The sequence below is a fragment of the Bradyrhizobium oligotrophicum genome (assembly GCF_051168495.1).
Taxonomy (GTDB): domain Bacteria; phylum Pseudomonadota; class Alphaproteobacteria; order Rhizobiales; family Xanthobacteraceae; genus Bradyrhizobium; species Bradyrhizobium oligotrophicum_A.
On sequence record NZ_JBNPVB010000008.1, the window covers coordinates 13,192 to 35,159 of the forward strand.

A 21,968-nucleotide genomic window follows, 5' to 3' on the forward strand; every position below is an offset into this window, starting at 1 on the left:
CCGCCTACGCCACCTTGGCCGGAATCACCGCAGCGGCGGCCGGCAGCGTCGCGCGCAGCGGCAGGGACAGCCGCACGCGCAGGCCGCGCGGCGTGTTCGGCATCAGCGCAATGCCGCCGTCGTGCTTCTTCATGATCTCCTGCGCGATCGACAGCCCGAGGCCGAAGCCCCCGGCCGAGCGCGCCTGGTCGAGCTTGACGAACGGCTCCAGCGCGCGCGCCTGCAGCGCCTGCGGAATGCCCGGGCCGTCATCGGCGACCTCGATGGCGATGATGCCGTCGGTCACGGCCGACAGGCTCACCACCACCTGGCTGCCGTGCTTGACGGCGTTCTCGACCACATTGGTGACGGCGCGCGACAGCGCCCGCGGCCGGCCCTCGCAGACCAGGCGCTGCGGCCCCTCGAAGGTGACGGCGTGGCCGACATCGGCGAAGTCGCAGCAGATCGTCTCCAGCAGGCTCGACAGCTCGATCCGCGCCGGCTGCTCGGCCTTGGTGTCGTCGCGCAGATAGTCCAGCGTCTCGTCGAGCATGCGGCTGACCTGGTCGATGTCGCGCAGCATGGAGTTGCGCATGTCGCCCTGCCCGATCCGCTCCGAGCGCAGCCGCAGCCGCGTCAGCGGCGTGCGCAGATCGTGGCTGATCGCAGCCAGCATGCGCGTGCGGTCGTCGAGCAGCGTGCGGATGCGCGCGCGCATGTCGTTGAGCGCCTCGGCGACCTGGGCGATCTCCTTCGGGCCCCGCCCGCTCAAGGCCTCATGCGCATCCTGCGAGCGGCCGAACGCGGCCGCCGCGCGCGCCATCTCCGACAGCGGCCGGATGATCGCGCGGGCGGTATAGATCGATAGCAGCAGCGCCAGCAGCAGCACGATGAACATGACGACCACGGTCGGCTTGAGCACCATCGACCAGATATCGAGGCGTGGCACGTCGTCGAACACCAGCGCCCGCTCGCTGTCGACCTGGACGATGATCTGCGTCGGCGGCGCCGCACCGTATCCGACGCCCCGCAGCAGCGTGATGTCGCGCAGCACGCCGAGCTGGCGCCGCGCCAGCTGCGTGCTCCAGGGCACGTTCCGCTCGCGGTTGCCGGAGATCGCGAGCGCCGTCAGCGACACCAGTTCGACCTGAATGCCGGACGACCGCACGCTGGCCAGCACGCTGTCGGCGGCCGCCGAATCCTTTGCCGCGCGAACGAAATGCACCGCCTCAGCCACCCGCGCGACGCCGTATGCGGGCGATTCGGTTTCGTCCGGCGGATCGAACAACAGCACCGCCGCCGCGATCATCATGATGACGCCCAGCATTACGGACAGCGAGGCGAGCGCCACGATCTGCGCGGTGATGCCGAGCCGGATCCGCGATTTCGGACTAGGATTCATCGAGGGTCTCGACCTTTGGCGTGAAGACATAGCCGCCGAGGCGGACGGTCTTGATCAGGGTCCAGCTCCTGGCGCCGGGCTCGATCTTCTGGCGGATGCGGCTGATGTGGACGTCGATGCTGCGCTCGACCGGCCCGGCCTGGCCGCCATGCGCCAGCTCGATCAGCTGCTCGCGCGACAGCACGCGGCCGGCGTTGCGGCAGAATGCCAGCAGGATGTCGAACTCCGCGCTCGTCAGCGTGATCTTGACGCGGTCGGGATCGAACAGCGTGCGCGTCGCCGGCTCGATGCGCCAGCCGTCGAAGCTCATCGGCGCCTGCCGCGCCGCGATCACGGTGGGATGCAGCTGCGAGCGGCGCAGCAGCGCGCGGATGCGCGCCACCAGCTCACGCGGATTGAACGGCTTGACGACGTAATCGTCGGCGCCGAGCTCGAGCCCGAGGATACGGTCGATGTCCTCGCCCTTTGCCGTGACCATGATGATCGGCACCGTCGAGATCTGGCGCAGCCGGCGGCAGATGCTCATGCCGTCCTCGTCCGGCAGCATCAGGTCGAGCATGATCAGGTCGACCTGCTCGCGGTGCAGGACGTCGTTCATGGCGGCGGCAGAAGCCACGAAGCGCGGCGCGAAGCCGTGCTCCTGCAACAGCTCGGTCAGCAGCGCCGCGATCTCGCGGTCGTCCTCGACGCAGAGAATGCGCGCGGCCGCCGGAATGTTTGCGTCTGCGGTCACGACGGTATTATGTGACGACATCATGCGCAGAACATGGTCGATTTGGGCCGAAAAGAACAGCCCGAAGCGACCTCCGATCGTGGCGAAATTAAGTTGTGTTGTTAAGGTGGAAACATTTCTTCACGCGACTTAACCCTGCGAAATTAGTATCGCGCCTACGCTTTGGGCATCAAACAAGCATCAACAGGGAAGTCCTGCGGCGTGGCTCTTCGGCCGGCGCGGCCCTCTTCCGAACCGCGATCGTCTCAGCCACGTGAAGCCAGTCCTGCTCGCACTCTGCCTCGTCACACCGCTGCTCGCCGGCTGCGCCGTCGGGCCCGACTACATGACGCCGGATTTCGGTATGCCCCAGAAATGGAGCAGCGACCGTCACCAGCCCGCGCAGGCGCTCGAGCTCGCACAATGGTGGCGCAACCTCGGCGACCAGCAACTCGCACAACTGATCGGCGAAGCCGTTGCGGGCAACCTCGACGTCGCCGCCGCCAAGGCGCGCATCCGCAAGGCCCGCGCCACCCAGCGCCAGGCGGTCGGCGCCCTGTTTCCGACAGTGAGCGGCAGTGGCTCGGCGACGGAGAATCGCAGCGCCGCCTCGTCGACCAGCGGCATCGCGATCGCGCCCGCCACCTACAGCCAGTATCAGGCCGGCTTCGATTCGAGCTGGGAGCTCGATCTGTTCGGCGCCAACCGCCGCGCGGTCGAGGCCGCGACCTACGGCGTCGACGCCGCAGAGGACGACCTGCGCGCGACGTTGCTGACGCTGGTCGGCGACGTCGCATCGTACTACATCGATGCGCGCGCCTACCAGGCGCGGGTGGCGCTGGCCCGGCGCACCGCGGCCTCGCAGCGCGAGACCGCGGCATTGACGGAGCGCAAGCAGAATGCCGGATCGGCGTCTGCCGTCGACACCGCCAAGGCCTCGGCGCTCGCCGCCAGCACGGAAGCCACGATCCCGACCTATGAGAGCAGCTATCAGCAGTCCGTGCACCGGCTGGGCGTCCTGCTCGGCCGCGACCCGACCGCGCTGAGCCTGCGCCTGTCGCTGGTGACGGCGATCCCGTCGCCCCGCCTGCCGTTGCCCAAGGGCATCCCGGCCGATGTGCTGGTGATGCGCCCCGATGTCCGCAAGGCCGAGCGGCAGCTCGCCCAATACACTGCGAAGATCGGACAGGCGACGGCTGCGCTCTATCCGGATGTCAACCTGACCGGCTCGGTTTCGACGACGGCGCTCCGGCTCGGCGATCTCGGCAAGAACTCGACCATCGGCTGGTCGATCGGGCCGAGCGTCTCGGTGCCGATTTTCAATGGCGGCAAGCTGCAGGCCGCCGTCGAGGTCGCGGAAGCCCAGCGCGACGAATACCACGTGGCCTGGCGCAACGCCGTGCTGAGCGCGCTGGAGGATGTCGAGAACGCCATCGTCAACCTGAGCCAGGAGCGGCTGCGCATCCGCAGCCTGACCGAATCGGCGCGCCGCTACGGCGAGGCCGCGCGGCTGTCGCGCTCGCTGTACGAGACCGGTTCGAGCACCTTCCTCGACGTGCTCGACGCCGAGCGCTCGCAATTCACGGCCGAGGACAACCTGCTCGCCAGCCGCGCGACCTTGGCAAAGAACTATGTGGCACTGGCCAAGGCGCTGGGCGGCGGCTGGACCGGTCCGATCGACAGCTCGCGGCCCGAGGTCGTCGACAGCGGCACCTGGCCGCATCTCGCGCAGTCCGCCGAACCCAAATAATCCGCGACGCATAATCTACGATCCGAATTCCCGAACCTGTTTCAGAAGTGCCCCGATGAATGCCCCCCTGTCCCCCATGCCCCGGCCGGTCGCGGTCGATGACGGCCACGCGCCGGCATCGAAGCCGAAGCGGCCGCGCCGCTGGCCGCTGCTGATCGTCGGAGCACTCGTGGCGCTGGCCGCCGCGACCGTGCTGGTCATGCGGCTGGCCGGCAATCCCAACGCCAATCTGGTCACCGCGCCGGTCACGATCGGCGACATCGAGCAGACCGTGCTCGCCACCGGCACGCTGAAGCCGGTCAAGCTCGTCGCAGTCGGTGCCCAGGCCTCGGGGCGCCTCGTCGCGCTCAACGTCAAGCTCGGCCAGAAGGTCAAGGCCGGCGACCTCATCGCCGAGATCGACTCGCTGACGCAGCAGAACACGCTGCGCACCAACGAGGCCGCCTTGGGCAACGTGCGCGCCCAGCGCGACGAGAAGCTCGCCAGCCTGGCGCTGGCCGAGGCGAATCTCGCGCGGCAACAGCTGACGCTGGCGCAGAAGGCCTCGTCGCGCGCCGACTATGACAATGCGGACGCCACCGTGAAGCAGACCCGGGCCCAGATCGCGCAGCTCGATGCACAGATCGTCGAGGCCGAGGTCGCGATCGAGACGGCGCGCGTCAGTCTCGGCTACACCAAGATCACGGCGCCGATCGACGGCACGGTGCTGTCGATCGTGACCCAGCAGGGCCAGACCGTGAACGCGGTACAATCGGCGCCGACCATCGTCGTGCTCGGCCAGGTCGAGACGATGACGGTGCGGGTGGAGATTTCCGAGGCCGATGTCGTCAAGGTCCGGCCCGGGCAGAACGTCTATTTCACCGTGTTGGGCGAGCCCGATCATCGCTACGAGGCTACGCTCGGGTCGATCGAACCGGCCCCCGAATCGATCAAGAGTGATTCGAGCTTCTCGTCGAGCACGACGACCACGTCGAGCAGCAGCAGCAGTTCGTCCTCGTCCACCACGTCCTCCGCGATCTACTACAATGGCGTGTTCGACATCGCCAATCCGGACGGGCGGCTGATGACCTACATGACGGCCGAGGTCCACATCCTGCTCGGCGAAGCGCGCAAGGTGCCGACCATTCCATCATCCGCGCTCGGCAACGCCAATTCCGACGGCAGCTACATCGTTCGCGTGCTGACCGGCTCCGGCACGCTCGACAAGCGGACGGTGCGGATCGGTCTCAACAACAAGATCCGGGCCGAGGTACAGTCCGGTCTCGTCGAGGGCGAACGGGTCGTCATCTCGACGCCCGAGGAGGGACCGAAGCAGACCGCGATGCCGCCACCGCCCTCCGCCGGAGGTCCATGATGGCGGAAGCGCTGATCGATCTGCAGAATGTCGGGCGGCGCTACGCCTCCGGCGAAAGCACCGTCCATGCCCTGCGCGGGGTCGACATCCAGATCGCGCGCGGCGAGATGGTCGCGATCATCGGCCAGTCGGGCTCCGGCAAGTCGACGCTGATGAACATTCTGGGCTGCCTCGACCGCCCGACCTCCGGCAACTACCGGATCGCCGGCCGCGAGATGGGCTCACTCGATCCGGACGAACTGGCGGCGCTGCGGCGCGAGCATTTCGGCTTCATCTTCCAGCGCTATCATCTGCTGGGCGAACTCACCGCCGCACAGAATGCCGAAGTCCCGGCCGTCTATTCCGGACTCGGCCCCAATGCGCGGCGCCGGAAGGCGGCGGCGCTGCTGCAGCGGCTCGGCATGGGCAGCCGCACCGACCACAAGCCGGGTCAGCTCTCGGGCGGCCAGCAGCAGCGGGTTTCGATCGCCCGCGCGCTGGTCAACGATCCCGACGTGATTTTGGCCGACGAGCCGACCGGCGCGCTCGACCGCGCCAGCGGCGAGGAGGTGCTGCGCATCCTCGACGAGATCAGCGCCTCCGGGCGCACCGTCATCATCGTCACGCACGATCCCAGCGTCGCAAAGCGCGCCCGGCGCATCATCGAGATCGAGGACGGCCGCGTCATCTCCGACCGGCTCAATCCGCAGACGTCGGGTGCCGCGCCGGCCGCAGCGACCGAAGACCGCGCCGCGCAGCCGTCGTCGTGGTGGCGCAGCCATCTCGACCGCTTCCGCGAGGCCGCGCGGATGGCGCTGCTCGCCATGAATGCGCACCGGATGCGCGCCTTCCTGACCATGCTCGGCATCATCATCGGCGTCGCCTCCGTGGTGCTGGTGCTGGCGCTCGGCAAGGGATCGCAGGTCAAGGTGCTGAAGGACATCAACCGGCTCGGCACCAACACGCTGGAGTTCTTTCCCGGCAAGGATTTCGGCGATACGCGCTCCAGCAAGATCAGGACATTGGTGCTCGCCGACGCCAAGGTCATGGCGCAGCAGCCTTACGTCGATGCGATCTCGCCGACGGTCTCGACCACCAGCACGCTGCGTTACGGCGCGACAGAGGTCAGCGCCCAGATCTCCGGAGTCGGCGAGCAGTATTTCCGGGTCAAGAACACCGAACTCGCCGAAGGCAGCTACCTCGATGCCGATGCAGTCCGGTCCTACGCCCAGGACGCCGTGATCGACGACAATGCGCGCAAGGCGCTGTTCCCCGATCCCGACGTCAGCCCGCTGGGTAGCGTGGTCCTGATCGGCAAGGTGCCCTGCCGTGTCGTCGGCATCACCAAGCAGCAGCAGGCCGGATTCGGCTCCAGCTCCACGCCGATCGTCTATCTCCCCTACACCACCGTGCAGGCACGCTTCATCGGCAACCAGGTCCTGCGCAGCATCAGCGTCCGGGTCGACGAGGCGACGCCGATGGCCGCGGCCGAACGCGCCGCGACGGCGCTGCTGACCGCGCGGCACAACGCCAAGGACTTCTTCGTGCTCAACACCGACGACATCCGCAAGACCGTCGAGAGCACGACGCAGGTGCTGACCCTGCTGGTGGCGGCCATCGCCGTCATCTCGCTCCTGGTCGGCGGCATCGGCGTCATGAACATCATGCTGGTGTCGGTGTCCGAGCGCGTCGGCGAGATCGGCGTACGCATGGCGGTCGGCGCCCGGCGCAGCGACATCCTGATGCAGTTCCTGATCGAGGCCGTGCTGGTCTGCGTGATCGGCGGCGCGCTGGGCCTTGCGATCGCGGTCGGCTTCGGCACGGTGTTCAACGCGCTCGATGCCGGCTTCCAGCTGATCTACTCGCCGCTCGCCATGGTCGGCTCCGCCGTGATCTCGATGGCGATCGGCATCGGCTTCGGCTACATGCCCGCCCGCAGCGCCTCACGGCTCGATCCCGCGACGGCACTGGCGAGGGAGTAGTGATCAACTCGTGAATCAGCTTTGGAGGGGACTCGCGTCCTCGCCGCAAAGCCGGTGCGCCCTCTCCTCGCAGAACGATCGCATTTCAATGGATGAGCATTCGCCGCAGGTGCTTCTGCTCATGAGTTACTCCGTCATGCCCGGGCTCGTCCCGGGCATCCACGTCTTTCCGAGACCACCGGACGACGTGGATGGCCGGGACAGGCCCGGCCATGACGATGTGGAAATGGACGAGCGGAACGCCAACACGGAGGGCGCATATATGATTGCCCTGGCGCAAGCTCGGCGTGCTTCAGATCCGGCCCCCCTACCGCTTCGCCATCTGCGTGCTGGCCTGCGCGTCCGTCGGCGCGGCGCCCTTGTCGACCCATTCCGGCGGGGCGCCGAGACGGTTCGCGACCATGCCGATCAGTCCGGGATCGCGGCCGAACGCTTCGCACGCCGCGTTCTTCGGCTTGCCGCCGAGGGCGGCGCCGATCCGGTCGATCGACGGAATCTTCGGCGGCTTGCCAAACGGCGTCTCGCCGGTCACCAGCATCTGGCCAAAATCGGCGCTGAACGAACTCGCGAGGTCGTAGGCGTCGCCGGCCTGCGACAGCACCGGCGAGTTGGTGAACGAGTTGGCGCCGCGCGCCCACACCATTGCGGCCTGCTGCCGGCCCCTGCGATCGACCGCCTCCGCTTCGATGGTGAGACTGCCGAGCCCGATCGGCAGCCGCGGCACCGGAACGGGGACGCCGAGCGCGCCGGGCACGGCCGACACGACCTTGGAGGCGCCTGCCGCGACCGGATCGGTCGCCGTCGCCTGGGTGATGAAGGTGCGCGTCGTCAGATCGGCCCTGTCATTTGGCGCCACCACCGTGAAGCGTTCGCTCAGGCTGAGGCACAGCGCACGGTCGACGGCGTTCGCGACCAGCCGCCGCTGTTCGTCGGTCAGAACCGCGCCCGCCTGCCCCGAGAACGACGCCGGCATGATGCGCACGGTGGAGGCCGCGAGAACCATCTCCTTGTCGACGTTGAGGAGCGACTTGGCGAGCACGCCGTTCGATTCCGCCAGCGACTGATAGGAGGCGAGCGCGCCGCTCTGCGTCATCGGCGCCGTCGCACAGCCGGCCAGGCTTACGGCTGCGCAGACCGCGGCGACACGAATGACGGCCAGCGGATGAGACGATCCGACCCAAGCTCCGACTGCGGTTTCGACCATGCGGCCCCCCTGCGCTCGCTCTCCGTCGCCCTTCGCAGGCGGCGCATCGTTCTCCTCCGGCAATCCGGACAGCATGGGGCGAAAGCTTGGAGAGATGTTACGGAACGGCACGAACCGAGGAGACCGTGCGGCGCAGGTGTCCGTGCGTCGGCATGATTGCGGCGAACTCACCATCCGCTGGTGATGGCGACGATGCCCGCCACCGCCAGACCCGCGCCGAACCAAGCCAAGTCAAACCAAGCCAAGTCAAACCAAGCCAAGCCAAGCCGCTGACGCGTGATCGGTGCCTCGCCGCGGGTCAAGCCGTACTCATCCAACCACCTTGTCCAGGGTGATGGGCAGGTCGCGGACGCGCTTGCCGGTCGCATGGTACACCGCGTTGGCGATGGCGGCGGCGACGCCGATGATGCCGATCTCGCCGACGCCCTTGATGCCCATCTTGTTGATGATCCGATCCTCTTCCTCTACGAAGATGACCTGGATGTCGTGCACGTCAGCATTCACCGGCATGTGATACTCGGCGATGTTGGCATTCATGATACGGCCGAAGCGGTGATCGATCAGCGCTTCCTCATGCAGGGCCATGCCGATACCGAACACCACGCCGCCCATGATCTGGCTCGCAGCCGTCTTGGTGTTGATGATGCGCCCCGCCGCCACCGCATTGACGACGCGCGTCACCTTGATGACGCCGAGCTCCTCATCGACCTTCACCTCGGCGAAGACCGCCGCGTGCGTGTTGTGGGCGTGCTCGTCGTCGTCCTCGAACTCCGAGCCGCGTTCCTTTTCGATCCGGTCCATGCCGCCATGGCGCATGACGTCCGTCATCGGCACCGACCGGCTGCGGTCGGAGATCGCCACGATCGCGCCGTCCGCCAGCGTGACCTCGTCGGCTGCGAGACCCTGCAACGGGGAGTCCGGCATGCGTTGCGCGATCTTAAGCAGCTCGGCGCGGATGTCGTCAGCCGCATTGACGATCGCGTGGGCGATCGAGGCCGCGGTCCACGAGCCGCCTTCGACCGGCGCCTTCGGCAGGGTGGAATCGCCGAGCTTCACGGTGATGCTGTCGAGCGGCACGCCGAGCATGTCGGCGGCGACCTGCGCCATGATCGTATAGGTGCCGGTGCCGATGTCGGAGGTCGCGCTGGCCACCTCGACATGCCCGTTGGCAGTCATCACGATCCGCGTCGCGAACGGCATCTGCAGCGCCTCCCAGGCGCCGCTGGCCATGCCCCAGCCGACCAGTTCATGGCCGTCACGCATGGAGCGTGGCTCCGGGCTGCGCCTGGACCAGCCGAACGTCTCGGCGCCCTGCTGATAACACTCCCTCAGCCGCTTGCTGTAGAACGGCAGGTCCTTGTCCTGGTCGCGCTCCGAGTAGCAACGGAGACGCAGTTGCAGCGGGTCCATCTTCAGCGCGATCGCGAGTTCGTCCATCGCGCATTCCAGGCCGTAGACGCCGGTGGCGGCGCCGGGGCCGCGCATGTCGCCGGGCGTCGGCACGTCGAGCTTGGCCAGCCGATGCGTCGCGCGCGACGTCTCGGACGCGTAGAGCACTTCGCCCCAGCCGATGTCGTTGCGTGAGAACGCTTCATGCTGCGAGGTCATCGCGATCGCCTCATGCGTCAACGCCGCCAGCGCGCCATCACGGTTGGCGCCGAGCGCCAGCCGTTCGATCGTCGCCGGCCGATAGCACAAGCCATACATCTGCGCCCGGGTGAGCACGACGCGCACCGCCCGCTTCAGCTTCAGCGCGGCCATGGCGGCGAGCGCCACCTGATATTGCGGGCGCAGGCCGGAGCCGAACGCACCGCCGACGAAGGGCGACATCACCTGGACGTCGTCGTCCTTCAAGCCGAATACGCCGCAGACGTAGCGCTGCACGTTCTGAACGCCCTGGGTCTTGTCGTAGACCACGAGCTTCCCGCCCTCCCGCCAGAGCACGGTGGAAGCGTAGAGCTCCATCGGATTGTGGTACTCGATCGGAATGCCGTATTCGGCATCATGGCGCACGTCTGCGCCGGCGAGCGCGCGGGTCGCATCGCCGCGCGGCTTGACCGGCTTGTCGACCTCAACCGCCTGCTCGCGCCGCGCCTGCAGGTCGGTCGCGAAGCTCTCCACGTGGTACTCGACCTCGACGAGCGTGGCGGCGAAGCGCGCGGTGTCCTCGTCGTCGGCCACCACCAGCGCGACCGGCTGCAGGTTGAATTGAACCTTGTCGTCGTAGAGCGGGCGATAGGGCGAGCCATCCTCGGGCGCGACCTCGTCGCAATAGGCCTCGTCCTCGTCCGCCATCTGCACCCGGTTAGCGTGAGTCAGCACGTCGATCACGCCGCCGACCGCCAGCGCGCGGCTGGCGTCGATCCGGGCGATGCGGCCTTTTGGAATGGTCGATGTGACCACGACGCCGAAGGCGAGACCGGGCGCGGTGAATTCGGCGGCATATTTGGCTGATCCGGTGACCTTGGCGCGGCCGTCGACGCGGGATGTGGCAGTACCGATATGAGCTGTCATGACGTCACCGGATCGACTTGATGGATTGAACCTGCGGCGTGCCGTTCGCGGCCTGCGTCAAGGTGCGGACGATGGCGCGGCGGGCCAGCGGAATCTTGAAGGCGTTGTGGGCGTAGGCCTTGGCGTCGTGCAACAGGATGTCCGCCGCGCGTCCGAACGCATCGCGGTCCGGTGTCTGTCCACGCAAGGTCGATTCCGCCGCCTCGTTGCGCCAGGGCTTGTGCGCGACGCCGCCGAGCGCAAGCCGGACGTCGCGGATGCGGCCGCCATCGAGATCCAGCGCAGCGGCGACCGAGACCAGCGCGAACGCATAGGAGAGACGATCGCGGATCTTGAGATAGCTGTGGTGCGCGGCGAAGCCCTGCGGCGGCAGCTCGATCGCAACGATGAGCTCGTCGGCACGCAGGGTGTTGTCGAGATCGGGACGGTCGCCGGGCAGCCGATGGAAGTCCGCCAATGCGATCACGCGCTCGCCCTGCGCGCCCGCCACGTGCACCGTGGCATCGAGTGCTGCCAGCGCCACGCACATGTCCGACGGATAGGTGGCGATGCAGGCGGCGCTGGTGCCGAGGATCGCATGGTTGCGGTTGAGGCCGTCGATCGCCGAGCAGCCGGTCCCGGGTGCGCGCTTGTTGCAGGGCGTGGCGACATCGTAGAAGTAGGCGCAGCGGGTCCGCTGCAACAGATTGCCGCCGGTGGAGGCCATGTTGCGCAGCTGCGCCGAGGCGCCGGCCAGAATCGCGCTCGACAGCAGCGGATAGCGGCGTTCGATGACCGGGTGATAGGCCAGCGTGCTGTTCGGCACCAGTGCGCCGATCCGGACCCCGCCCGAGTTCGTCTCCTCCACTGCGTTCAGCGGCAGCCGGCTGATGTCGATCAGCCGGCGCGGCTGCTCGACGTGATACTTCATCAGGTCGAGCAGATTGGTGCCGCCGGCGATGAACCGGGAATCGGCGCTGCCCGCCTTCAGACGGACGGCGTCGGCGACGTCCGCCGCGCGTGCATAGTCGAAATTGTTCATCGGCCGCCTCCCATGGCCTGCTCGATGGCGCCGACGATGTTCTGATAGGCGCCGCAGCGGCAGATGTTGCCGCTCATCAGTTCGCGAATCTCATCCCGGCTCTGCGCCCTGCCCTCCGCGATCAGACCGGCGGCCGAGCAGATCTGGCCCGGCGTGCAATAGCCGCATTGAAAGGCGTCGTGATCGATGAAGGCCTGCTGCAGAGGATGCAGTTCGCCGCCCTTCGCAAGACCTTCGATCGTGGTGATCTCGGCACCGTCCTTCATGACCGCGAGCGTCAGGCAGGACAGCACACGACGGCCTTCGACCAGGACCGTGCAGGCGCCGCACTGGCCGTGATCGCAACCCTTCTTGCTGCCGGTGAGATCGAGATGATTGCGCAGGAGATCGAGCAGCGTCGTCCAGGGGGCCACGGACAGCGTCCGCGATTGCCCGTTGATACGCAGCGTGACGGACAGCGGATCGGGCCTGGTGGGCACCGCGGGTTCAGGCGCTGGCAAAGTGCTCATGCGGGGATCTCCGGTGACGGACCGGCATCAACCCGCAATGGTGGATTTTGTTCTTAGCAAATTTCGGCAACCGCCACGCAGCGGACGCAAGGCGGCCGGCAGAGGCCAGCGCGCAGCCTTAGCCTATCATCCATCGCATGTTCGACGACGGCGCGTCAGGCGGCGCGGCCGAGCCACGCCCGCATCTTCTGCGCGAGGCTGCGGCGCGGGCCGTCCTCCGGAGGATCGATCGCTGCTGCGGCCTGCTCCTCGGGCGGCGCCGCGCCGGCGTCGGGATTCGGCAAGTCCGATGGCGGATCGTCCCGCTTCTCGAGAGCGTCGGCATCGGGCGCCGTCAGCGGCACGAGCGATTTGATCGCGGCCGCCACGGCCTCGACGCGCTCGACATCGGCCGAGTGCTCCGGCACCGGCTCCGCCGTTGCGGTCGGCACCGGCTCCGCCGCGCCGTCGTCGCGCAACGCCGTATCCACAGGCTGGAGAGCCTCGACCTCCGCGGGACCTGCTGCAGCAGCCGGTGCGATTGCGCCCGAGGTATCCTCCGACGCGATCGCCTCGACGGCCGGGACATCCTCGAGCACCGGTGCCGGCTGCTCGGTGACGCGGCTGCGGCGCTTCCTGGCGGTGGCGGGCTTCTCGACGCTGTCCTTGGTCTTGGCCGCCGGCAGCGGTTTCGCGCGGGTCTTGCGGATCAGGCCGGCCAGCGCATAGGGCCCGACAGTTTCCAGGAAGGTCTTCTCATGATCGCGCGACAGCCGCTCGACGGCCGCATCGAGCGGCAGCCAGTCGACGGCGCGGACGTCGTCCATCAGCGGCTGCAATGGTTCGTCCAAGGCCTCCATGCGCCAGTAGTGCACGACCTTGGAGCGCGCGCCGGTGTCATATACCAAGGTGCCGAGGAACTCGTGCACGGTCACCTTGTGGCCGGTCTCCTCCAGCACCTCGCGCTTGGCCGCGTCGCGCGGCGTCTCGCCGTCGTCGAGCTTGCCTTTCGGCAGCACCCATTCGTCGCGCTTGCGCAGGCGCACGACCGCGATGCGCGGCGGCTGTTCCCGCCGCAGCACGATGCCGCCTGCTGCCATGATCGGCACTCTCGCCATCGCTTCTCCATGCAGCGGGTTGCAGCCCGCCGATTCGCCAGTTCAACGCCAGGATATGGCGATGCGCAACGGCGAAATCGAGACTGCGGCCGCGCGCCCGTCACATTCAGCCGGCGGCGACGCGCCTGCGCCACAGTGGCTGGCCGGCGCTGATCCGCGCGCCCTCCGCCACATTGGGACAGAAGGTGAAGTCGCCGGGCGCGAGCAGGATGATCGTCGAGCCGTGCTCGAACCAGCCGAGTTCGTCGCCCTTGCGTACGGTGTTGTTGCAGGCGTAGACGAGCGGTCGCTCGGTCTGCGCGTTCAAGACGCGGTCGAGCGCGTGCAGACGGATGCTCGCCACCAGGATCGCGGCGACCGGCACGATCGTCAGCGGCTCGCCGGAGACAAGATGGGTGCGGATCACCGCGCGCTCGTTCTTGCAGAACAGCCGCTCGACGCGCTTCAGCGCGATCGGGTTGACGTTCCAGACGTCGCCATGGATCAGGCTGACATGCTCGAGCGTCATGTCCGCCGGCGCATGGAAGCGGTGATACATGCTCGACGTCAGCCGCAGCGTGACGAAGCAGCCGTTGCGATGGGTCTCGACGACAGCGGGATCGGCGACGAGGTCGCGCAACGCATAGGGCGCGCCCTTGATCTGATACAGCTCGCCGTCGCGGATCAGGCCGTGGGCGCCGATGATGCCGTCGGACGGGCTCGTCACGATGGCGGGATCGGGATCGAACGGCCGCAGGCCGGGCTTCAGCTCGCGCGTGAAGCAGGCGTGCAGGCTCTTGAAGTGGCTCTCCCTGGCCTCGGAGAGATCGAGGTCGGAGAACAGCTTCCACAGCGCGATCGAGGCGTCGCGAATGAGCGGGTTCTCGAGCTTGGAAAACCAGCCCATGAAGCGGGTCAGCGCCGCGCGCGGCACGCGGTTGGTGAGCAGGAAGTTGAGATCTTCCTGTTGGGTGAAGGAGGCGATCAGGCTTTTGACTGTCATGAATCTGTCAGCAGGAGGGGTTAGCGCTGGTGGACATGATGGAAAACTCGATTCCTTATGTATCGCTGGCCGTCGGCGCCGCTGTGACAGCCGCCGTCGCCCCGAAGATCACCGCCCGGATCGCGCTGTCGCGCGCCAAGCACCGCTCGCTCGCGGGCCATTCCAAGATGTCGCGCCGGATCTCCAAGCTGATCCCGCGCTATGAGTTCGAGATCGACAAATTCTTCTGCTCCGACGGCGCGCCAGCGGACGTCGCAACCAGGCGCCAGGACGGCTTCTTCCGGCTCGGCGCGCTGTTCCAGGAGAGGTTCGCCAAGAGCCGCGCGCTGACCGCCGAGGCCGCGAGCCGCATCTCCGACCTGCAGTTCACCCAGAACTATCGCGTGCCGTTCCAGTACAGCCGGCTGGTCAAGGAGCAGCTCGGCGCCGGATCGTTCATGCAGGCCTCGTCCGGCGTGACCCTGACCGATCTCGACGGCAACCGGTTCTACGACCTCGCCGGCTCCTACGGCGTCAACATCTTCGGCTACGACTTCTACAAGGAGTGCATCGCGAGCGCCGAGCGGCGCGCGAGCGCGCTCGGCCCGGTGCTCGGGCTCTACCATCCCGTGGTGGCCGACAACGTCAAGCGCCTGACCGAACTGTCCGGCATGGACGAGGTCTCGTTCCACATGTCCGGCACCGAGGCCGTGATGCAGGCGGTGCGGCTCGCGCGCTATCACACCGGCAAGAGCCATCTGGTACGCTTTGCCGGCGCCTATCACGGCTGGTGGGGCGATGTGCAGCCCGGCGTCGGCAATCCGATCGCGCCGCACGAGACCTACACGCTCGCCGAGATGTCCGAGCGGACGCTGCATGTCCTGCGCACACGGCGCGACATCGCCTGCGTGCTGGTCAATCCGCTGCAGGCGCTGCATCCCAACGGCAATGCGCCCGGCGATTCCGCGCTGGTCGATTCCTCGCGCAAGGGCAACTACGACCGTGAGGCCTACACCGCCTGGCTGAAGCAGTTGCGCGAGGTGTGCACCGAACGCGGCATCGTGCTGCTGTTCGACGAGGTGTTCCTCGGCTTCCGGCTCGCACCGGGCGGCGCCCAGGAGTATTTTGGCGTGAAGGCCGACATGGTCACTTATGGCAAGAGCCTCGGCGGCGGCCTGCCGATCGGCGTGGTCTGCGGCAAGAAGGACTACATGCGCCGCTTCCGCGACGACCGCCCGGCCGACATCTGCTTCGCCCGCGGCACCTTCAACTCGCATCCTTACGTGATGGCGGCGATGGACGAGTTCCTGAGCCGGCTCGACAGCCCGAACTTCCGCACCATCTATGACGGTCTCGACGAGACCTGGGACGGCCGCGCCCAGCAACTCAATACGATGTTGGCCGAGCGCGACCTGCCGGTGCGCGTGTCCAACATGCAGTCGATCTGGCTGGTCGAATACACCGTGCCGTCGCGCTACAACTGGATGCTGCAATACTATCTGCGCGCCGAGGGCCTCGCCCTGAGCTGGGTCGGCACCGGCCGCTTCATCTTCAGCCTGAACTACACCGATGCCGATTTCGCTGAGGTCACGAAGCGTTTCGTCGCGGCCGCCGACAAGATGAAGCAGGACGGCTGGTGGTGGAACGACGGCACCCTCACCAACAAGACGATCAAGCGGCAGATCCTGAAGGAGATGCTCGGCACCGTGGTCGGGCGCTGAGGCCGCTGCCACCCTCCCCTGAAGGGGGAGGGTCGCCTTATGGGGCGCGCAGCGGCACGTGAGGCGGGGTGGGGTGATCCCTCCATGCAGTTCAGTGCCCGTGGAGAGATCACCCCACCCCGCCGCCCGCTGCGCGTGCGTCGACCCTCCCCCTCCAGGGGAGGGTGGCAGCGCCGCTTTGACGTCGTGCGCGATCGATCTCATTTTTCCTGCCCCACAAACACCGATGCCCGGGACCGGCCCGGGCATCGCGCAGATCAGACGCAGCACCCGGCTCAGGCGTGCTGTTCCTCGAGGCCCTCGCCCATCAGGTGCAGGCCTGGATCGATCAGTTCGCCATGCAGCAACGCGATCGGCGCCTTGCGGTAGAGCATGAAGTCGTTGAACGGATCGGTGAGGATCTTGGTCATCCAGACCAGGCCAGTCTCGACGTCGCGGATGAAGAACAGGTGCACGGTGCGGAACACGAGCCCGCCGATGCCGATTACGAGCCAGAGCTTGGCGGTCTCGCGGGCGAAATCCATCGCCGAGGTCCAGGGCGTGAAGAAGCCGAAGAACGACGGCTGCAGATAGAGCACGACCGGCGCGGCGGCCCAGATCGACATCAGCACGACCTTGCGCTGCAGATTGTAGCCGATCTTGATCTCTTCCTTGTGCTCGTGGGTCGCCTGGTTGACGTGATCATAGCCCCTCGGCTCGAAGAAGAAATGACCGGCCTGGCGCGAGGTCATCGACACCAGCCAACCGATCAGCGCCGAGATCAGGGGATCGAACACCATCATCACATAGGCGATCATGAAGCTGACCGCGCTGACGAAGTGCAGGCTCTGATTGATGCGGCTGTGATGGTAGTAGCGATGGTCGTCCCAGCGCTGGACGCGCAGCTGCTCCAGGAAATGCTTGATCATGGTTGCTCCGAAGACTGAGTTGCAGGACGTGTAGGGGGATTCGATGGAAGTGATGTGACAACATCGAGCTGTCACATCACCGGGCACACCGACGCGGCACTGAGGGCGCGCCGGAGACGTCGCCGCGGCCTCAGGCCGCGGCGGCGCGCTCCAGCTTGCGGAAGCGGACCAGCGAGAAATGCCCAAGCGGCGGAATCAGGCGGCGCTCGACCAGTTCCATGCGCTGCGCGCCGGCGAGCCAGCGCATGTAGCGCGACCAGCCGAACTCGGCAGTGCGGAAGCCGAGGCGGCGCACCACCGGCTGCAGCGCCTGCTCGATGATTCGGCGCAGGCCGTCATCGGCGCTGACGCGGGTGAGGATGATCAGCTCGCCGCCCGGACGCAGCACGCGGGCGAACTCGTCGAGCGCGACCTCGGGATTGGGCACGGCGGTGACGACGTATTGCGCCATCACGACGTCGAAGGAATCGTCGGCGAAGTCGAGATTCTCGGCGTCCATCACCGCGAGCCCCTCGACGTTCTTCAGCCGCTGCTCGGCAACGCGGCGCATCGCCTTGCCGAGCATCGCCTCGGAGATATCGGTGCCGAACACGCGGACATGCGGCGCATAGAGCGGCAGCGAGATGCCGGTGCCGACGCCCACTTCGAGCACGCGCCCGCCGAGCTTGTTGGTGGCTGATATCGCGGCCTTGCGGCCCTTCTCGAACACGCCGCCGAACACCAGGTCGTAGACCGGCGCCCAACGGTCATAGGCCTGCTCGACCTGCTCGCGATCGAAGTCGAGCTCCCGCGCGCCGCCGAGCTTCATGGTTTCTGCCATCGTTACATCTCACTTGGTTTTGGAATTGATGGGGTGACGCGATGTTTGCCGTCAGCCGCGCGCCACGCTCTGACCGGCCAGCACGGGCGTGGGACGAACGACGCGAGACGGTTGGAGCACAGCGAGATTGCCGATGAACTGGCGCGCGCTGTTCTCCCAGGAGCGATCGAGCGCAAAGGCGCGGCAGGTCGTGCGCGACATCGTCAGCGCCTTCAGGCAGGCCGCGCGCAGGTCCCAGTCGATCGCCCCGATCGGATGATCGGCGATGACGTCGAGCGGACCAGTCACGGGGAAGGCCGCGACCGGCGTGCCGCAGGCCAGCGATTCGAGCTGCACGACGCCGAACGTGTCGGTCAGGCTCGGAAACACGAAGACGTCGGCCGCCGCCATGTGCGCGGTCAGATCCCGGCCCGTCTTTTCGCCGAGGAAATGCGCGTCCGGAAAGCGGCGCTCCAGTTCGGCCTTCTGCGGGCCGTTGCCGATCACGACCTTCGAGCCCGGCAGGTCGAGCGACAGGAACGCTTCGAGGTTCTTCTCGACCGCGACACGCCCGACCGTCATGAACACCGGGCGCGGCAGATCGAGCGCGGCCGGCTCGTCGGGATTGAACAGCGTGGTGTCGACGCCGCGGGTCCAGAAGCCGAGCTTCTTGAAGCCGCGCGATGCGAGATCCTGCCTCAGCGAATTGGTCGCGACCATCGTCATCGCGGCCGCATCGTGGAAGCGGCGCATCACCCAATAGCCGACGGCATCGGGAATGCCGGTGCGCACCGAGACGTATTCCGGAAAGCGCGTCGTGTAGGACGTCGTGAACGGCAGGCCATGGCGCAGGCAGTAGCGGCGCACCGCCCAGCCGATCGTGCCTTCGGTGGCGATGTGGATCGCGTCGGGCGCGGCCGCCTCGATGCGGCGGGCGATCTCGCCGGCCCTGGTGATCGCGAGCCGCAGGCCCGGATAGGTCGGCACGCCGAACGAGGCAAACCCTTCCGGCGTGAGGAAGGTGATGTCGGCGCCAAGGCCGGCAGCCGCGCGCGACAGCGAAGTCAGCGTGCGCACCACGCCGTTGACCTGGGGGTGCCAGGCGTCGGTTGCGATTAAGATCCGCATAAGGCGATCCGGAAAGTTGCGACGATTCTGAACGGCCGCAAATTCCGACATTGTTATTTCAGGCGTGTGACGTCATCGAACTGTCGAAGGGTCTTTTTGCCCCTTGCCGCCGTTTTCCCCGGCATCTGTCGCTCCCCTGGCGCGGACGCTGTCGTGAAACCGTCATGAAACAAACCGTTAAGCCGGCGAAACCGTTTTGCGTGCAGCGCGCAAACGCAGCGAAACTTTTCTCCCCTATGAGTTGCAGCATCGGGCGCAGATCGAAGCGCCAAAGACATTGATGACAGATCACTGATTTCAGGTTCGCACGCCGGACAACGGCGGCGGCAAACGAGCGATCGAGCAAGGGGACGTCCATGTTCACGTCAGGCAAAGCCACCTCACCCTCCCATCTTCTCCTCGGCGTGCTGGTTGCAGGCGCCATCATGGCCGCAACGCCGAGCCGGGCCGCCTCCCCCGCGCCGCTCCCATTCCCGTTCCTGCTGCCGCCGGTCGCCGCCTACGAGCCGCCGGCAGCGGCGCCGCAGATCATCAATCCGCGCGAGGACGACGCCGCCGCCTATGAGTTGCCCGCGCGGCTGCGCCGCCAGGTCGTGACCTACGCGACCCGCGAGGCACCCGGCACCGTCGTGATCGACACACCCAACAAGTATCTGTACTACGTGCTCGGCAACGGCCAGGCGATGCGCTACGGCATCGGCGTCGGCCGCGACGGCTTCACCTGGTCGGGCGTGCAGTCGGTGACCAGGAAGGCCGAATGGCCGGACTGGACTCCGCCGCCGGAGATGATCGCGCGCCAGCCCTATCTGCCGCGTCACATGGCCGGCGGTCCCGGCAATCCGCTCGGCGCCCGCGCGATGTATCTCGGCGGCACGGTCTATCGTATTCACGGCACCAACGCGCCCGAGACGATCGGCACGCATGTGTCCTCGGGCTGCATCCGCCTTACCAATCAGGACGTGGTCGATCTGTATTCGCGCGTCGCCGTCGGCGCCAAGGTGATCGTGCTGCCGATGGAGCGCCGCGCCGATCTCGGCCGCGTCGCGCGCTGATCGCACCATCTCCCTTTCGTTCGTCATTCTCCAGGATCCTCCCCGACTGGACCGCCGCGGCCTGACAGCCCCGGCGGTCATTTTTTTGTGTGCGTCCTGCCGTTCAGCATCACGGCCGGTTAATGGCGTCCGGCGTTTTGCCGGCCGCCCTGGCGCGCCTCCATCCTGCCCTGTAAGATTGCCAATCTCGTATTGATCGTGATTTCGCCGGACCCGGCATCACGGCAGCTGGAGTCCTTGGACCGACATGACCCCTCCGATGCGGCGACCGGATTGGCAGAGCAGGCCGCATCCGCTTGCTCCGAGAACGCAGCGGCCGCCGCGGCGCGCGCCGCCCAGACTCCAACTGATCCTGATTGGCGTCGCGGGCCTTGCCGCCATCGCGCTCGTCGGCGTCATCGCATGGGAGGTGTTCTTCGCCTCGGGCGTGCCGCAGACGCCGCAGCTCGCGCAGTTGCCGCCGCTGCCGCCGGCCACGCGCAACTCGATCATCATGGCGCCGGTCGCGATCTCGCTCAGCGCCATCCGTGACGCCGCCGAAAAGGCGACCCCACGCAATTTCGCCGGCAAGGCCGACAACCCGGCCGCCCAGATCCTGCAGAACGCCGACATCGGCTGGACGGTCAACCGCGGCGCCATCGCCGCGACCGGCGCCCAGGACGCGCTGTCGCTCGCGACGCCGCTGTCGGGCCGGCTGAACGTCACCGGCTCGCTGTCCTCGAAAGCCACCGGCGCGATCGGGGATGCCCTCGGCAGCCTGCTCGGCTCGGATACCGCGAAGCAGATCGGCGGCATCAACATCAAGAACCTGAACGCCACCGCCGACATCAAGGGCAATGTCGTGATCGCGATGCGGCCACGGCTGGCCACGACCTGGTATGTCGAGCCGAATTTCTCCGCCCAGGTCAATCTTGGCGACACCGCGCTCTCGGTCGCAGGCGCCCGGGTCAACGTGCCGGCGCAGATGAAGCCCGTCATCGACAAGACCGTCAACGACCAGCTCAACGTGCTCAGCGACCGGCTTCGCAAGGACCCGACGATGAGGCGCAGCGCGCAGGCGCAATGGGCGCGCGCCTGCCGCTCGGTGCCGCTGCAGGGCACGGCGCCGGGCCTGCCCGCGGTCTGGCTCGAGATCAAGCCGACGCGGGCGCTCGCCGCGCAGCCCGTGATCGACGCCACCACCGCCAGCATCACCATCGGGATCGAGGCGGAAACCCGGGTCACGGCGGCAGAGACCAAGCCGGAGTGCCCCTTCCCCGAGAAGATCACGATCATTCCGCCCACGGCGGGCGGCATCAACGTCGCGATTCCGATCGACGTCCCCTTCACCGAGCTCAACAAGCTCGTCGATTCGCAACTCTCAGGACGAACGTTCCCCGAGGACGGCTCCGGCCCGGTCGCGGTGACCGTCAAGCATGCGACCGTCGTTCCCTCTGGCGACCGGCTGCTGATCTCGCTGCAGGTCAAGGGCAAGGAGAAGGAGAGCTTCTTCGGCTTCGGCGCCGATGCGACCGTGCAGATCTGGGGGCGTCCGATGGTCGATCAGGCGCAGCAGATCCTGCGCCTCTCCGATCTGCAGCTCGCGGTCGAATCGGATGCCGCCTTCGGCCTGCTCGGTGCCGCCGCGCGCGCCGCGGTTCCTCATCTGCAGCGCGCCTTGCTGGAACGCTCGGTGATCGATCTCAAGCCGTTCGCCGACAATGTCCGCGAGAAGATCGCAACCGCCGTCGCCGAGTTGCAGAAGAACGAGAACGGCATCCGCGTCGATACCGACGTCAACAACCTGACCCTGACCGACATCGCCTTCGACGCCACTACGCTGCGCGTCATCGCCACCGCCGAGGGCACGATGACGGTACGGGTCAATTCGCTCCCAGGCCTTTAGACCTCAGCCTG

General features: G+C 67.2%; 19 protein-coding genes. 6 read left to right on the forward strand and 13 right to left on the reverse strand.

Annotation, left to right across the window (positions count from 1 at the left end):
- Nucleotides 1-4: 4 nt before the first annotated feature.
- Both ACQR1B_RS16860 and ACQR1B_RS16865 read right to left on the reverse strand, forming a co-directional pair.
- A complete protein-coding gene (locus ACQR1B_RS16860; protein WP_434834605.1) occupies nt 5-1,381 on the reverse strand; it encodes an ATP-binding protein in 1,377 nt (458 codons plus the stop codon).
- Entirely contained in the window at nt 1,371-2,138 is a 768-nt protein-coding gene (locus tag ACQR1B_RS16865) for a response regulator (RefSeq protein ID WP_434834604.1), read from the reverse strand. Before ACQR1B_RS16865 ends, ACQR1B_RS16860 begins: the two co-directional genes overlap by 11 nt.
- A gap of 229 nt (nt 2,139-2,367) precedes the next feature.
- On the opposite strand from ACQR1B_RS16865, the gene ACQR1B_RS16870 reads away from it, so the two are divergent.
- Genes ACQR1B_RS16870 through ACQR1B_RS16880 form a run of 3 tightly spaced genes read left to right on the forward strand, consistent with a single transcriptional unit; the run spans nt 2,368 to nt 7,158 of the window.
- Nucleotides 2,368-3,843, forward strand: coding sequence for an efflux transporter outer membrane subunit (locus ACQR1B_RS16870; RefSeq protein WP_434834603.1), 1,476 nt, complete (start codon nt 2,368-2,370; stop codon nt 3,841-3,843).
- A 55-nt stretch (nt 3,844-3,898) separates the two neighbouring features.
- Nucleotides 3,899-5,197, forward strand: a complete 1,299-nt coding sequence (locus ACQR1B_RS16875) for an efflux RND transporter periplasmic adaptor subunit (protein WP_434834602.1) — start codon at nt 3,899-3,901, stop codon at nt 5,195-5,197.
- A complete protein-coding gene (locus ACQR1B_RS16880) occupies nt 5,197-7,158 on the forward strand; it encodes a MacB family efflux pump subunit (RefSeq protein ID WP_434834601.1) in 1,962 nt (653 codons plus the stop codon). The genes ACQR1B_RS16875 and ACQR1B_RS16880 overlap by 1 nt, the downstream gene beginning before the upstream one ends.
- Before the next feature lie 307 nt (nt 7,159-7,465).
- Here ACQR1B_RS16880 and ACQR1B_RS16885 read toward each other — a convergent pair whose 3' ends face one another.
- The 7 genes from ACQR1B_RS16885 to asd form a co-directional block, all read right to left on the reverse strand.
- Entirely contained in the window at nt 7,466-8,362 is an 897-nt protein-coding gene (locus ACQR1B_RS16885) for a DUF3313 domain-containing protein (RefSeq protein ID WP_434834600.1), read from the reverse strand.
- 167 nt (nt 8,363-8,529) lie between these two features.
- Entirely contained in the window at nt 8,530-8,679 is a 150-nt protein-coding gene (locus ACQR1B_RS16890) for a hypothetical protein (protein ID WP_434834599.1), read from the reverse strand.
- Entirely contained in the window at nt 8,672-10,876 is a 2,205-nt protein-coding gene (locus ACQR1B_RS16895; RefSeq protein WP_434834598.1) for a xanthine dehydrogenase family protein molybdopterin-binding subunit, read from the reverse strand. Before ACQR1B_RS16895 ends, ACQR1B_RS16890 begins: the two co-directional genes overlap by 8 nt.
- A gap of 4 nt (nt 10,877-10,880) precedes the next feature.
- Nucleotides 10,881-11,897, reverse strand: a complete 1,017-nt coding sequence (locus ACQR1B_RS16900; RefSeq protein ID WP_434834597.1) for an FAD binding domain-containing protein — start codon at nt 11,895-11,897, stop codon at nt 10,881-10,883.
- Nucleotides 11,894-12,406, reverse strand: a complete 513-nt coding sequence (locus tag ACQR1B_RS16905) for a (2Fe-2S)-binding protein (protein ID WP_434834596.1) — start codon at nt 12,404-12,406, stop codon at nt 11,894-11,896. The genes ACQR1B_RS16900 and ACQR1B_RS16905 overlap by 4 nt, the downstream gene beginning before the upstream one ends.
- A 155-nt stretch (nt 12,407-12,561) precedes the next feature.
- Nucleotides 12,562-13,503: an NUDIX domain-containing protein gene (locus ACQR1B_RS16910; protein WP_434834595.1), complete on the reverse strand. Its 942-nt coding sequence runs from the start codon at nt 13,501-13,503 to the stop codon at nt 12,562-12,564.
- A gap of 106 nt (nt 13,504-13,609) precedes the next feature.
- The gene (asd, locus tag ACQR1B_RS16915; RefSeq protein WP_434834594.1) at nt 13,610-14,485 is read right to left on the reverse strand and encodes an archaetidylserine decarboxylase; all 876 of its coding nucleotides are present in this window, start codon (nt 14,483-14,485) and stop codon (nt 13,610-13,612) included.
- A 35-nt stretch (nt 14,486-14,520) separates the two neighbouring features.
- Here asd and ACQR1B_RS16920 point away from each other — a divergent pair, with 35 nt between their 5' ends.
- A complete protein-coding gene (locus tag ACQR1B_RS16920; RefSeq protein ID WP_434834630.1) occupies nt 14,521-16,185 on the forward strand; it encodes an aminotransferase class III-fold pyridoxal phosphate-dependent enzyme in 1,665 nt (554 codons plus the stop codon).
- Nucleotides 16,186-16,460: 275 nt separating this feature from the next.
- On the opposite strand, the gene ACQR1B_RS16925 is transcribed toward ACQR1B_RS16920, so the two are convergent.
- The 4 genes from ACQR1B_RS16925 to ACQR1B_RS16940 all read right to left on the reverse strand — a co-directional run bounded on the left by ACQR1B_RS16925 (nt 16,461) and on the right by ACQR1B_RS16940 (nt 19,399).
- Nucleotides 16,461-17,093, reverse strand: coding sequence for a hypothetical protein (locus ACQR1B_RS16925; RefSeq protein ID WP_434834593.1), 633 nt, complete (start codon nt 17,091-17,093; stop codon nt 16,461-16,463).
- A 130-nt stretch (nt 17,094-17,223) separates the two neighbouring features.
- Nucleotides 17,224-17,913, reverse strand: coding sequence for a class I SAM-dependent methyltransferase (locus tag ACQR1B_RS16930; RefSeq protein WP_434834592.1), 690 nt, complete (start codon nt 17,911-17,913; stop codon nt 17,224-17,226).
- A 51-nt stretch (nt 17,914-17,964) separates the two neighbouring features.
- Nucleotides 17,965-19,020, reverse strand: coding sequence for a glycosyltransferase family 4 protein (locus ACQR1B_RS16935; protein ID WP_434834629.1), 1,056 nt, complete (start codon nt 19,018-19,020; stop codon nt 17,965-17,967).
- A 58-nt stretch (nt 19,021-19,078) separates the two neighbouring features.
- A complete protein-coding gene (locus tag ACQR1B_RS16940; protein WP_434834591.1) occupies nt 19,079-19,399 on the reverse strand; it encodes a hypothetical protein in 321 nt (106 codons plus the stop codon).
- Here ACQR1B_RS16940 and ACQR1B_RS16945 point away from each other — a divergent pair.
- Together ACQR1B_RS16945 and ACQR1B_RS16950 are read left to right on the forward strand one after the other, a co-directional pair.
- Nucleotides 19,377-20,072 carry a L,D-transpeptidase gene (locus tag ACQR1B_RS16945; RefSeq protein ID WP_434834590.1) on the forward strand — a complete coding sequence of 232 codons (696 nt, stop codon included), beginning with the start codon at nt 19,377-19,379 and terminating at the stop codon, nt 20,070-20,072. The genes ACQR1B_RS16940 and ACQR1B_RS16945 overlap by 23 nt on opposite strands.
- A gap of 247 nt (nt 20,073-20,319) precedes the next feature.
- Nucleotides 20,320-21,957, forward strand: a complete 1,638-nt coding sequence (locus ACQR1B_RS16950) for a DUF4403 family protein (protein WP_434834589.1) — start codon at nt 20,320-20,322, stop codon at nt 21,955-21,957.
- Nucleotides 21,958-21,968 lie beyond the last annotated feature (11 nt).